Origin of the sequence: Vibrio ziniensis (assembly GCF_011064285.1) — a bacterium.
Classification (GTDB): Bacteria; Pseudomonadota; Gammaproteobacteria; order Enterobacterales; family Vibrionaceae; genus Vibrio; species Vibrio ziniensis.
The window spans coordinates 3140545-3152991 of sequence record NZ_CP049331.1 but is presented as its reverse complement, the minus strand read 5'-3'; the positions used below and the strand labels follow the sequence as shown (position 1 = coordinate 3152991).

General features: G+C 44.3%; 10 protein-coding genes. 6 read left to right on the top strand and 4 right to left on the bottom strand.

The window, feature by feature from the left end:
• Position 1 precedes the first annotated feature (1 nt).
• Positions 2 to 1444, bottom strand: a complete 1443-nt coding sequence (gene rhaB, locus G5S32_RS14595) for a rhamnulokinase (RefSeq protein ID WP_246201027.1) — start codon at positions 1442 to 1444, stop codon at positions 2 to 4.
• 434 nt (positions 1445 to 1878) lie between these two features.
• Here rhaB and G5S32_RS14590 point away from each other — a divergent pair, with 434 nt between their 5' ends.
• From G5S32_RS14590 to G5S32_RS14570, 5 genes are all read left to right on the top strand, one after another.
• Positions 1879 to 2871 carry a TRAP transporter substrate-binding protein gene (locus G5S32_RS14590; RefSeq protein ID WP_165312639.1) on the top strand — a complete coding sequence of 331 codons (993 nt, stop codon included), beginning with the start codon at positions 1879 to 1881 and terminating at the stop codon, positions 2869 to 2871.
• A 58-nt stretch (positions 2872 to 2929) separates the two neighbouring features.
• The gene (locus G5S32_RS14585; RefSeq protein ID WP_165312638.1) at positions 2930 to 3454 is read left to right on the top strand and encodes a TRAP transporter small permease; all 525 of its coding nucleotides are present in this window, start codon (positions 2930 to 2932) and stop codon (positions 3452 to 3454) included.
• On the top strand, positions 3447 to 4754 hold the full coding sequence (locus tag G5S32_RS14580) for a TRAP transporter large permease (RefSeq protein WP_165312637.1): 1308 nt from the start codon (positions 3447 to 3449) through the stop codon (positions 4752 to 4754). Before G5S32_RS14585 ends, G5S32_RS14580 begins: the two co-directional genes overlap by 8 nt.
• A gap of 24 nt (positions 4755 to 4778) precedes the next feature.
• Positions 4779 to 5921, top strand: a complete 1143-nt coding sequence (gene bglB, locus G5S32_RS14575; protein ID WP_165312636.1) for a beta-galactosidase BglB — start codon at positions 4779 to 4781, stop codon at positions 5919 to 5921.
• Positions 5922 to 6115: 194 nt separating this feature from the next.
• Positions 6116 to 6922, top strand: a complete 807-nt coding sequence (locus G5S32_RS14570; RefSeq protein WP_165312635.1) for a helix-turn-helix domain-containing protein — start codon at positions 6116 to 6118, stop codon at positions 6920 to 6922.
• Positions 6923 to 7179: 257 nt separating this feature from the next.
• On the opposite strand, the gene G5S32_RS14565 is transcribed toward G5S32_RS14570, so the two are convergent.
• Entirely contained in the window at positions 7180 to 7551 is a 372-nt protein-coding gene (locus G5S32_RS14565) for a PilZ domain-containing protein (RefSeq protein WP_165312634.1), read from the bottom strand.
• A 312-nt stretch (positions 7552 to 7863) separates the two neighbouring features.
• Here G5S32_RS14565 and G5S32_RS14560 point away from each other — a divergent pair, with 312 nt between their 5' ends.
• Entirely contained in the window at positions 7864 to 10221 is a 2358-nt protein-coding gene (locus G5S32_RS14560; protein ID WP_165312633.1) for a fatty acid cis/trans isomerase, read from the top strand.
• 119 nt (positions 10222 to 10340) lie between these two features.
• Here the strand turns inward: G5S32_RS14560 and yjfF are convergent, their stop codons facing one another.
• Positions 10341 to 11345 (bottom strand): galactofuranose ABC transporter, permease protein YjfF, encoded by a 1005-nt coding sequence (yjfF, locus tag G5S32_RS14555; protein ID WP_165312632.1) that lies wholly within the window; start codon positions 11343 to 11345, stop codon positions 10341 to 10343.
• Between the two features lie 3 nt (positions 11346 to 11348).
• Positions 11349 to 12440 carry a galactofuranose ABC transporter, ATP-binding protein YtfT gene (gene ytfT, locus G5S32_RS14550; protein ID WP_246201025.1) on the bottom strand — a complete coding sequence of 364 codons (1092 nt, stop codon included), beginning with the start codon at positions 12438 to 12440 and terminating at the stop codon, positions 11349 to 11351.
• Positions 12441 to 12447 lie beyond the last annotated feature (7 nt).

The following is a 12447-nucleotide window of genomic DNA, read 5'->3' as shown; positions in this document are numbered from 1 at the left end:
CTTATTTAATAATCTGTTGGAACTGGGATTTGATTTGCTCTAATCCCTCAATTGGGTTGGCCGAAAAATGTTTCACATCAGAAGAGGCATCAATAATTTGGCGACCTTCTTCCAAAGAGCGAATAACGTCACAGGCGATAAATTGGTTAATAACATTACCCAATGCGGATGCTTCGGTTGGTTCTGTTGAAACGGGGATTCGGCATACGTCAGCGCATAGCTGGTTAAGGAAATTATCCTGAGTACCGCCTCCGACAATGCGCAGTTCTTTGATCTCTTTACCTGTCACTTCTGCCAGTTCAAAAAGCACTTTGTCGTAAGCCAAAACTAAGCTGTCGTAGATACAGCGAATCACTTCAGACAAGCTTTCCGGCGCGTCGAGATCGCGTTTTTTGAACCAGTTTTTAATCGCTTGTGTCATTGACGCTGGGTTTAAGAAATCGTTGTCATTTGGGTTAACAATGTACTTAAACGGCTGTGCTTGGCGCGCCAATGCAGCGATGTCTGGGAACGTCAGAGATGGGTTTTCCGCTTTAATGCGTTGGATTAACCACAATCCCATGATGTTTTTCAGCACGCGATAACGTCCATCCACACCACCTTCATTAGTGAGGTTGTATTGGTAAGCCAGATCACCTGTGTAGGGTTCTAAGCTTTCAATGCCGACCAGTGACCAAGTACCTGAACTTAGGTAAGCCATGTTTTCATGGGCAATAGGGGTTGCAGCAACCGCTGACGCGGTATCGTGGCTGGCGACTGAACAAACTGGAATCTGTACTTCACCAACGTGGTATTGACCGACAATGCGGTTTGGCATTGTCGGCGGCAGGAACCAGTCTATTTTCGCGCCACATGCTTTGATAAGTTCGCTGCTCCAAACTTTCTCTTTGCAGTCCAAAAGTTGGCTGGTGGAAGCATTGGTATACTCGCAATGCTTAACGCCAGAGAGTTTGTAGTTGAGGTAATCAGGAATGAACAGCAGGGTATCAATATCACCGAACCATTCTGGTTGCTGATCTGCAATCGCTTTTAACTGGTTAATGGTGTTGAACGATAAGAACTGAATACCAGTAGCGCGGTAAATGTCTTGCAGTGACAACTGGCTATCTGCCAGCAGTTTATCTTGTACGCCTTCTGTGCGAGCATCGCGGTAACTCACAAATTCACCTAGGTGTTTGCCGAATTTGTCTAGTAGAACGAAGTCCACGCCCCAGGTATCAATACCTAACGAACAGACTTCGATACCCGTTGCAATAACCTTATTAATCCCGACCTTGATCTCTTCTAAGATTGAGTACAGATCCCAGCATGACTCATTGCCATGAACCACCTGTTGATTTTGGAAACGGTGGAACTCTTCCAAACGAATCTTTCCACTCTCTAGATATCCAACCATGACGCGTCCACTTGATGCGCCAAGGTCGATCGCGATTACTGCTTTCATAATGCTTAATACCTCTGAATATTTAGGAGTATTAAAGCGGGTTTCAAATTAAAAAAACTTCAAAATTCAGCCAGTGAAAAATGGGGCAAGGAGTTTTTGCAAAGAAAAGAAAGCTTCAATTCAAAAAAATTAAACTTGGTTGAAAATAGCGAACCGTTAGTTTGAGCCTGCCTTATATAGGTGTGGTTAAGGCTCCAATCCTTATATAGAAGGGGGTAATGAACGAGAGGAAATGAAAACGGATTAAAAAGTAAAAAGTGTGACCCTTCACTTTATTGGTATGACGAATTAGACGGTCAAAAATTAAAGGTGGCGAAATTTCAAAGGTGACTGAAGTTTGAAAGCGCCATGATAGCCACATAAATAAACAGCACTATTTGTATGGTGTTTTCCATAAACCAATAACAAGCATAACAATCAACTTGGAGGATATTATGTCCCGACTCTACAACCCGATTACGAAAGCGCTGCTCGCTTCTGCTATGTTACTACCCTTCGGTGCACATGCTGCAACTGTACTAAAAATGGCTTATGCAGATAACAGCCAGCCAGTAAAAGATGCACTTCAGTATATCGGTGAGGCTGTGGCTAAGAAAACCAATGGTGAAGTGACGATTATGTACTTCCCTGATAGTCAACTAGGTGGCGAACGTGAGTTGGTTGAAATGACTCAAGTTGGCGCAATTGATATGACCAAAGTGTCTTCTGGTCTGCTAGAAAGCTTCTCTCCACTTTACGGTGTGTTCTCACTACCTTACCTTTTCGAAAACCAAGACAGTTTCTACCGTGTGATGGACAACAAAGACATCATGAAAACCGTATACCAATCGACAGAAGCTCAAGGCTTCGCTGGTGTGGGTTGGTACGATTCAGGTGCGCGTAGCTTCTACATGAGTAAAGGTCCGGTAAAAACTTTGGCTGACCTTAAAGGTAAGAAAATTCGTGTAATGCAGAGTGAAACGTCGATTGAAACCATGAAACTGCTCGGTGCTTCTCCAATCGCAATGAGCCAAGCAGAAGTGTATACCTCACTTCAACAAGGCATTCTTGATGGCGCAGAAAACAATGAATTCGCTATCACTATCGCGCGTCACGGTGAAGTAGCGAAATTCTACAGCTACGACATGCACACTCGTATTCCAGATGTAGTGATCATGAGTAACGTGACTAAGAGTAAGTTAACGCCAGATCAACTCGCTGCACTGCAAGAAGCGATTGATGAGTCAATCGAGCTTGAGAAGACGCTATGGAAAGAAGAGATGGCAAAAACTCGTGAACTGGCACAAAAATCTTTTGGTGTTGAGTTTTTCGAGATTGACCAAGCACCGTTCAAAGCTGCGGTTCAACCCATTTATGAAAAGCTGAAAGGCAAACCTCAAGTGTACGCACTGTATGAGCAAATCAATAAAGTTGAACAAGCAAAATAGTAGTAACAAAGGATAGAAGCCCTCGGGCTTCTATCTCGATTGATTGGTCGAGGTTCCCATGAAAATTATAAGAAAGTGGCTTGATAGAACCATTGAAGTGTTTGCCTGCACGGTAACGACGATGATGGTATTGGTGGCTTGCTGGCAGGTAATTAGCCGCTATGTTTTTAACGACCCGAGTACCTTCTCTGAAGAGCTACTTCGATTTTCGTTAGTATGGTTGTCTGTGATTGGCTTGGCTTATGTAGCCGGTAAAACAGAACACATCGCCCTCACACTGTTCTTAGATAAGTTTCCTAAAAACTTAGTGAAATACTGGAATATGTTAATCCAGGTCGTATTCATCCTTTTTGCCATCTACATCATGATCATTGGTGGCTGGAAGGTTTCAAGCAACGCCATGATGCAAGTTTCCCCAGTTCTACAACTGTCCATGGGCAAGGTTTACTACGCACTGCCTCTGTCTGGCGTGCTCATTATTGTCTACAGCGTAATGAACATCGTTGATCTGTTTAAAGCGCAACCGGTTAAAGCCAGTGACAACGAGAAAGGTTCTTTAGTAGGAGATAAACAGTATGACTGATCCAATTACTGCTGCCAGTATCATGATCGGGGTGTTCGTACTTTTACTGGTTTTAGGTACCCCAATTGGTTTGTGTATCGTTATCGCATCAGGCGCAACAGTCATGTTGGTGCTGCCATTTGACATTGCGATGTTCACAACCGCTCAGAAAATGTTTTCAAGTTTAGATAGCTTTGCACTGCTTGCGGTACCGTTCTTCGTTCTCTCAGGTGTGATAATGAATAATGGTGGCATAGCGACCCGTTTGGTCAACTTCGCCAAGCTGTTTACTGGACGTATTCCAGGCTCCCTTTCTTACACTAACATCGCGGGCAATATGCTTTTCGGCGCGGTTTCGGGTTCTGCAATTGCAGCGTCAACCTCTATCGGTGGTGTGATGATCCCAATGAGTGCCAAAGAAGGTTACAACCGCAGTTTCGCTTCAGCGGTAAACATTGCTTCTGCGCCGACGGGGATGTTGATTCCACCAACGACGGCATTCATTCTTTATGCTCTGGCGAGTGGCGGTACATCCATTGCGGCACTGTTTGCTGGTGGTTTGGTCGCGGGTAGCTTGTGGGGCGTAGGCTGTATGGTTATTACCTACATCGTCGCTAAGCGTAACAACTACACCAACTTCTTTACGCTGCAAAAAGGCATGGCGTTAAAAGTGACTCGCGAAGCTCTGCCAAGTTTGCTACTGGTAGTGATTATCGTGGGCGGTATCGTTAAAGGTATTTTCACGGCGATTGAAGCATCAGCTATTGCGGTTGTGTACACCGCGTACTTGACACTTATTCTCTACAAAACAATCTCTGTACGTGATATGCCAAAAATCATCATTCAGACATTTGTTATGACTGGTGTGATTATGTTCCTACTGGCAACGTCGTCAGCTATGTCATTTGCGATGTCGATGACAGGTATTCCAGCGGCACTGAGTAAGTTGATTCTTGGTATCTCTGATAGCCCTGCGGTCATCATGTTGGTAATCACGCTGTTTATTTTGATTGTTGGTGCCTTCATGGATATCGGCCCGGCAATTTTGATTTTTACACCAATCCTTCTTCCTATTGTGCAGAAAATTGGTGTGGACCCTGTGCACTTCGGCATCTTAATCGTGTTCAACCTAGCGATTGGTACCATTACGCCACCTGTAGGCAGTGGTCTTTACGTGGGGGCGAGTGTAGGGCAAGTGAAGGTGGAAGATGTGATTAAACCGCTGATTCCGTTCTATATCGCTATTATTTTTGTATTGTTATTAATTACTTATATCCCAGAACTGACTCTATTTTTACCAAGACTACTTGGTGTTATGTAATCGAATTTAAGGACTCTTATTATTATGAAAATCTTTCCTGTAAAACATAGCGCTTTGCTTCGTCGCGTAGAACGCACACACCCGCGCAACGTTGTGGTCGATAAAATTGAAAGCCTAATCAATAACCTGATCAACATTCACGATGAAACCGGTGAGTTTCTTCTTCACCTTGATGATGGTCGTACTATTGATACTAAAGGCTGGGCTGGCTGGGAATGGACACACGGTATTGGTCTGTACGGTATGTACAAGTACTACCAACAAACCAATGACCAAAGTGTGGTCAACATCATTGATGAATGGTTTGAAGACCGCTTCTCTGAAGAGCAGGCAACGAAGAACGTTAATACAGTATGTCCGTTCTTAACTTTGGCTTACCGTTACGAAGAAACCAAAGATCCCTCGTTGGTACCTTACTTAGAGACTTGGGCAGACTATGTGATGTACCACATGCCTAAGACTAAGAGCGGTGGTATTCAGCACATTGTGTATAACAGCGAAAACCATGAGCAAATGTGGGATGACACGCTAATGATGAGTGTGATGCCACTGACTAAAATTGGTTTGTTGCTCAATCGTCCTGAATACGTTGAAGAAGCGAAATACCAGTTCCTGACTCACATTCAATACTTAACGGATCGCGAGACGGGTGCATGGTTCCACGGCTGGACATTCGACGGTAACCACAACTTTGCTAATGCACGTTGGGCACGTGGCAACAGCTGGGTAACCATTGTTATTCCTGATTTCCTAGAGCTTCTAGACTTGCCTGAGCACGACGCGTTCCGTCGTCATCTGGTGCATATTTTAGAGCGTCAAATTGAAATGCTAGCGAAATACCAACAAGGCAATGGCTTGTGGTGCACATTGCTGGATGATGAATCATCTTACGTTGAAGCATCAGCAACAGCAGGTTTTGCCTACGGTATTTTGAAAGCGATACGTAAGCGTTATATCGATCCTAAATATGCGGATATGGCGTACAAAGCGGTTGATGCGTTAATTACGGATTACATCAATGAATCTGGAGAATTAGTGAATGTATCTTTTGGTACAGCTATGGGGTCAGATTTGGATTACTACCGAAATATACCTCTAACATCAATGCCTTATGGTCAGTCTATGGCGATTTTGCTTCTGTCTGAATATTTGCGCACCTACTTATAATTCATCTATTCATACCTTTGTTTCAATTGGTAGTGGAAGTTTGCCCCATTAGTTAAATGGGGCTTTTTTAATCTGTGAGCCCTCCCACACTTGGGTTGGCGCACTGGTATCAGAATCACATATTCACTTTGGTGTCATTGTGCCTGCTTGAATGTTGTCGCACTATGAATTCGGTGTTCAGCGGAGATAAAACGATGTTTCAACTTAGTGGTGAAGAGTTTTTCAAACACACAGATTCAGCCGTCTGTACTGAAACTCGTGCGCCGCAACCCGATTACCCAGAACACTCCCACGACTTTCATGAGCTAATCATTGTCACCAAAGGTGCCGGGCAACATATCCTTAATGATTCACCGACCAACTTAGCGCAGAACTACATTTGTTACATTACTCCAGGTGATCGTCATATGTATGAGCAGGTGGAGAACCTCCATCTGACTAATATCTTGTTTAAGAAGAATCGCCTTTCTTATAGTCCAATATTGAAGAACTTTTTACCGAATGAAAGTTCCGACTCGAAGAGCTGGTTTATCACCAACCAGACCATGTCCAAAGTTGAGCAAATACTTCAGCAACTGGATCATGAGTCTCGCTCGAATACTGTAGAGTCACGTTTGATGATGGAAGTGCTATTTCAACACTTGGTGGTTGAAATTTCGCGTGGGCGTCTGACCTCACAATCCAATGATGTGAACGACAACATCATTCTTAAAGTGATTGATTGGTTGCAAAGAAATTACAGTGAAGAGGTCTGTATTAACGAAATTTCAGACAAGTTTAAGATTTCTTCGCGTTCCCTGAGCCGAAAAATTAAGCAAGTGACCAACCTTTCATTTAACAACTATGTGCATCGTGTGCGGATTAACAATGCGATGGATTTACTGCAAAGTACCGACAAGTCGATTACCGATATCGCGTTTGAAGTGGGTTATAAAGACAGCAACTATTTCAGCACTAAGTTCAAACGTTTTACTAAGAAAACGCCGTCGCAGTATCGTTAATCTGTTGTCAAAAACGTGCTTAGTTATGTACTAATACCATTCTGGAAAATTTCCTGATCAGTGAATGGGCGTCGATAAGCAAACCCTCAGAGCCATGGATGGCTCGGCGGAGCTTCAGGGACGAATGAATGCGCGTTTGCGTTTGACGCCTATTCGCTGTTCTACCGATGCTCAGTCTGAGCATATTTTTATCTAGGATAATGGTATAAGCATGTTGAGAACCGCACTTCAGCGCTATTGCGAGCGGGATAGGCTAGCTATTCTTCTTCACTGACCAATTGAGAGTTTTTCGGAAACACTTTCGGATGGTTTTTTCGCATATATCTTTGCTCGGCGATCATCTGTTTGAATGACAGACCATCTGAGAGTAGAAATATCACTTCATTGCCGATTTTTCGCAGCACTTTGCCAGTTACGGGGATATTGGTCTCTAGCGAATTCAGCAGAACTTCACCTGTAAGCGAATCATCTATTCTGAATAGCGAAGAATCACGCACTATCACACGTATGCCTTTTTCCGAGATCTCGCTGATGTTAAATTCTCGGCTTTGTACTCGAAGCGTTGGCATGACTTCTTTTATGTTGTAACGCAGACGAAAATATTGTCTTTGCTCAGTGTGATTCTTCATTTTAGTTACTGGCTATTTCCTGCTCTATATTTTAGGCTTTTGGATAAAAAGGTACCTGTTCAGCTTAAGTTTAACTGCTTTTCCGAGCATTTCTAAGCGAACTATCGCTTAATCAGTTTTTATTGACCATGTTTCGGAACATTCTGAGTGGTAATTTTATCCAGTGGCTCGATATAGCAATGATTGAGGCTATCAGACATCTTGAACACTTTGGCCGTAAAGATAGATTTCAAAAGGTATTTTCTTTTATATGTTGAAAATGTAGTAGTCTTTACTTTAATTAACCTTGGTTAACTGAAAAACTATAACTATATGAATTTACGTAAACTATTTTTAATCTGTTTAGTCTTGGTGTTCTCTGGTTGTGCGACTTATGCCGGGCTTAACTACGATGAACTGTTTGGTACACCTGAAGTACGAGAACGTCAGGTAGCTTTAGACTCGCCTCAAGCAAAGTATTTTATGCAAGAGGTGAAACCCATCATCGACAACCGTTGTGTGGTTTGTCATGCCTGCTACGATGCTCCTTGCCAGTTAAAACTCTCTTCGGTTGAAGGAATTGATCGTGGTGGTAGCAAAACACAGGTCTACGAAGGAACTCGTCTGGCGGCGGCCACGCCTACGCGTCTATTTGAAGATGCTCAAACCACCCAAGAGTGGCGAGACTTCGGTTTTCACCCTGTGCTTAATGAACGAGACCAAACAACCCGTGCCAATTTAGAAGCTGGATTAGTCGCAAGACTGCTGCAACAGAAAGAGCTACACCCGCAACAGCAGCAAGATCAGTTAGAAGGGTTTGATTTCTCGATTTATCGCGAGCAACAGTGCCCAACGTTAGAAGAGCATGAAGCCTATCAGCAAGAGTATCCTGATTGGGGGATGCCTTTTGGGATGCCAAACCTGAACAAAAGCGAATACAACAAGCTAATGGCGTGGTTGGAAAACGGCGCTCAGATGAACGAGCACATCCCACTGACGTCAGCTCAGCAAGAGTTGGTTGATAACTACGAAACACTGTTAAATGCAGAGGGCAAAAAGAACCAGCTGGCGGCTCGTTATATTTATGAGCATTTGTTCCTTTCTCATCTCTATTTTTCTGATTTAAAAGAGAAAACACCACGTTTCTTCATGCTAGTTCGTTCTGTCACGCCTCCGGGTGAGCCTGTGAAACGTATTGCGACTCGTCGCCCTTATGATGATCCAAAGGTTGAACGTGTTTATTATCGTATTATTGCCGAGCAAGGCACCATCGTTGATAAAACCCATATGCCTTATGCGCTAAATAACAAGCGTATCAACGATTGGAAAACATGGTTTATTGATGCTGACTACAAGATTGACCAATTGCCAAGCTATGAGCCTTCTGTGGCTGCCAACCCAATGACTGCCTTTATTGACCTGCCAGTCAATGCTCGCTATCGCTTCTTATTGGATAACGCTCAGAACACCATAATGGGTTTTATCAAAGGTCCGGTTTGCCGTGGTCAGCTTGCGCTTAACGTTATCAATGATGATTTTTGGGTGTTCTTCTTAGACCCGGATAAAGCGGATATCCCAGAAGTAAACGAGTTCTATCGTTCGCAAGCGGATAACCTAAAACTGCCGGCTGAGCGAGAGGACACCATCAACCCAATTGCTACATGGATTAGCTATGCCAAGCAGCAAGCACGTTATTTGGAAGAGAAATCAGCATTCACACATAAGCAATTCAAAGATGGTCGTTATGTCACCACTGATTTAGTTTGGTCTGGTGATGGTACCAATCCGAATGCAGCATTAACCGTATTTAGGCATTTTGACAGTGCTTCGGTAGCACAAGGTTTAGTGGGCAATAAGCCAAAAACCGCTTGGGTATTTGATTACTCTTTGCTTGAACGAGTTCATTATCTTTTGGTGGCGGGCTTTGATGTTTATGGCAACTTTGGTCATCAGCTAGTCACTCGTATGTTTATGGATTTCTTGCGTTTAGAGGGTGAAAGTAACTTCGTGACTCTACTACCACAGAACATGCGACATCAGGAATTGTCGAGTTGGTATCAAGACCAAACGGCGTATTTCACCGAGTTTCTGCTACGTAACGTGAAGCCGTTTGATGAGCCAAGCAACGTGGAATACACCACTGATGATCCGAAATCAGAGCTGTTTGATATGCTCATTGCACGAGTTAAGCCTGTGCTCAGTCCGCGTTATGACATTGTTGATACCGGATTTACTGACAATCATGAGCGCGAGCTGAACAGTGTCAATGAGATTAAAGGCGAGGGTATCTTACCGATTCCTCAACTGATGATGCTGATGATTGAGTCTAAAGCGGGACAGTCTCAGCTGTTTACGCTTATCCACAACAATGCTCACAGCAACATTTCCAGCTTGTTTGATGAAGAGAATAACCGTGTTCCTGAAAACGACAGCTTAACTTTAGTGAGAGGTGTGCTAGGAAGCTATCCAGCGGCATACCTATCACTAAAAGAAACCGAAATTCCTGAGCTGGTGGAGCGTTTAAGAACCCTTGATGGTGAAGAAAGCTATGTTCAATTGTTGGATCGGTTTGCTGTGCGTCGTAGCTCGCCGGACTTTTGGTCTTTCAGCGACAAGGTTCATCAGTGGTACAAGCAAGATCAGCCAGTTGAAGCAGGATTATTGGATTACAACCGCTTTGAGAACCGATAAGTTCGTGACTATTTTTACATCGTTTAGAAAAAAGCCAGTCTTACGACTGGCTTTTTTTGATGACAAAGCTTTTTAACAGCGAAGTTTCTTAATATCAGTGTTTCTTAATAACAAAATAGCTATGAATCGCCTGTCACCAGTGAACCAATCCGGCTGGTGTTCACTACTTTTCTGCGTTCGCTCATGATGATGAGCAGACGTTGCAGTGCGATAAAGCTGAACAGCAAAATACCAACGATGATTTTAGTCCACCAAGAACTCAAGGTGCCGTCGAACGTAATGTAGGTTTGAATTAGCCCTTGGATAAGCACACCAAACAGCGAACCAAATACTGTTCCGACACCACCCGATAGCAAGGTGCCACCGATAACCACGGCTGCAATCGCATCCAGTTCAACACCCACAGCTGCCAACGGATAGCCTGCTGAGGTGTAGATAGAAAACACAATTCCTGCGCAGGTTGCTAAGAACGTGGAAAGCATGTAGATACCAATGGTGGTGCGTTTTACTGGAATACCCATCAAGCCAGCAGAAGTGGCGTTGCCCCCAATCGCGTACACGTTGTTACCAAAACGAGTACGATGAGCCACCAGCATGCCAATTGCTACGATACACAACATCACCACCGCCAACAGGCTCAAGCGACCACCACCCACAATGTGCCATGAAAAACGCGACATCTCACGATAGACAGGATGCTCAATTGGAATCGATTGTTCAGAAATCAAAAAGCTCACACCACGCAGGAAGAACATACCTGCCAAAGTGACGATAAATGCTGGGATTTTTAAGGTGTCAATAATCCAGCCCATCAAACCGCCAAACAGTGCGCCCATCACCAGTACCATCACAATCGCCGTAAAAGGATGGATACCCCATTCACCAATTACCGTCGCGAGGAAAATCCCAGTAAATGCAACCACTGAGCCTACCGATAGGTCGATACCGCCTGAGAGGATTACGAACGTCATACCAACTGCAAGAATGCCCAAGAACGCGTTGTCCGTGAGAATGTTGCAGATCACTCGCGTGCTCATAAATGCAGGGAATTCCACCATACAAAACGCATAACCAATCAGGAACACAGCGATGGTGATAAACAGAGGAAAATTACGCTTTATCATGGTCTATTTCCTCTTAATTAGCTGAATGACAGTCGGGGATTGCAGTATCAACACCGTTAACACCACCAGAGATTTCACTATGTGGTTCCACTGTGGCTGGTATCCAGAGAGCAAAATACCGGTGTTAATACTTTGAATGATGAAAGCGCCAACCAGAGCCAGCATAAGGTTAAAACGACCACCCATCAGAGATGTGCCACCGATAACCACGGCTAAAATGGCGTCCATTTCCAACCATAAACCGGCGTTGTTAGCGTCAGCGCCTTTGATATCAGCCGCAACAATAATCCCTGCGATAGATGCCATCACACCACTGATGACATAGACCGACATCACAATCGCAGGGGTGTTAATGCCTGCATTTTTGGCGGCTTTGATGTTGATTCCCACTGACTCGATAAACAACCCTAATGCGGTTTTCTTGGTCAGTGCCCAAACAATCAGTAACGCACACACTAACAACAGGATTGGGGTAGGGAAATAGAACAGCGAACCACTACCAAACCAAGATAGAGTCTCGTTGTTGAAGGTGATTATTTGCCCTTCAGTAATGAGCTGAGCCACACCGCGACCTGCCACCATAAGAATCAAGGTAGCGACAATCGGCTGGATTTTACACACCGCGACAAGGAAGCCGTTCCATAAACCACATACCACACCCGCTAACACTGAACAGAGCAAAATGGTGGATGGTGCGTAACCTTGCTCCGCCATACTGGCAAGCACGGCACCGCTGATCGCCATTACCGCACCAACCGACAGGTCAATACCACCGGTTGCGATAACCAGCGTCATGCCTATGGTCAGCAGCGCAACAGGCGCGCCACGGTTAAAGATATCAATGACACTCCCAAAGAGGCGATCATCTTGAATGTGAATCGAGAAAAAATTATCCGCAATCAAGCTGTTAATAATGAACAGCAGGATTAAAGCTGCAAACTGTGGTGCACCTTTCGGCAAGGTAAACTTATTGCGCGGCTGCGGAGCTTTCGATGGCGCCTTTTGCAGTGACGCGTTATCCATCGAGGCTTTCTCCATCGATGCTTTCTCTATAGATGCCTTCTCTATAGGTGACAGGGGATTGAGCGAATTCATAATCACC

Excerpts from the sequence above, each read along its gene's own strand:
- G5S32_RS14590 (WP_165312639.1), top strand. The coding sequence starts at position 1,879 with ATGTCCCGACTCTACAACCCGATTACGAAAGCGCTGCTCGCTTCTGCT.
- bglB (WP_165312636.1), top strand. The coding sequence starts at position 4,779 with ATGAAAATCTTTCCTGTAAAACATAGCGCTTTGCTTCGTCGCGTAGAA.
- G5S32_RS14560 (WP_165312633.1), top strand. The coding sequence starts at position 7,864 with ATGAATTTACGTAAACTATTTTTAATCTGTTTAGTCTTGGTGTTCTCT.
- ytfT (WP_246201025.1), bottom strand. The coding sequence starts at position 12,440 with ATGAATTCGCTCAATCCCCTGTCACCTATAGAGAAGGCATCTATAGAG.
- G5S32_RS14565 (WP_165312634.1), bottom strand. The coding sequence starts at position 7,551 with ATGAAGAATCACACTGAGCAAAGACAATATTTTCGTCTGCGTTACAAC.
- yjfF (WP_165312632.1), bottom strand. The coding sequence starts at position 11,345 with ATGATAAAGCGTAATTTTCCTCTGTTTATCACCATCGCTGTGTTCCTG.
- G5S32_RS14570 (WP_165312635.1), top strand. The coding sequence starts at position 6,116 with ATGTTTCAACTTAGTGGTGAAGAGTTTTTCAAACACACAGATTCAGCC.
- G5S32_RS14580 (WP_165312637.1), top strand. The coding sequence starts at position 3,447 with ATGACTGATCCAATTACTGCTGCCAGTATCATGATCGGGGTGTTCGTA.
- rhaB (WP_246201027.1), bottom strand. The coding sequence starts at position 1,444 with ATGAAAGCAGTAATCGCGATCGACCTTGGCGCATCAAGTGGACGCGTC.
- G5S32_RS14585 (WP_165312638.1), top strand. The coding sequence starts at position 2,930 with ATGAAAATTATAAGAAAGTGGCTTGATAGAACCATTGAAGTGTTTGCC.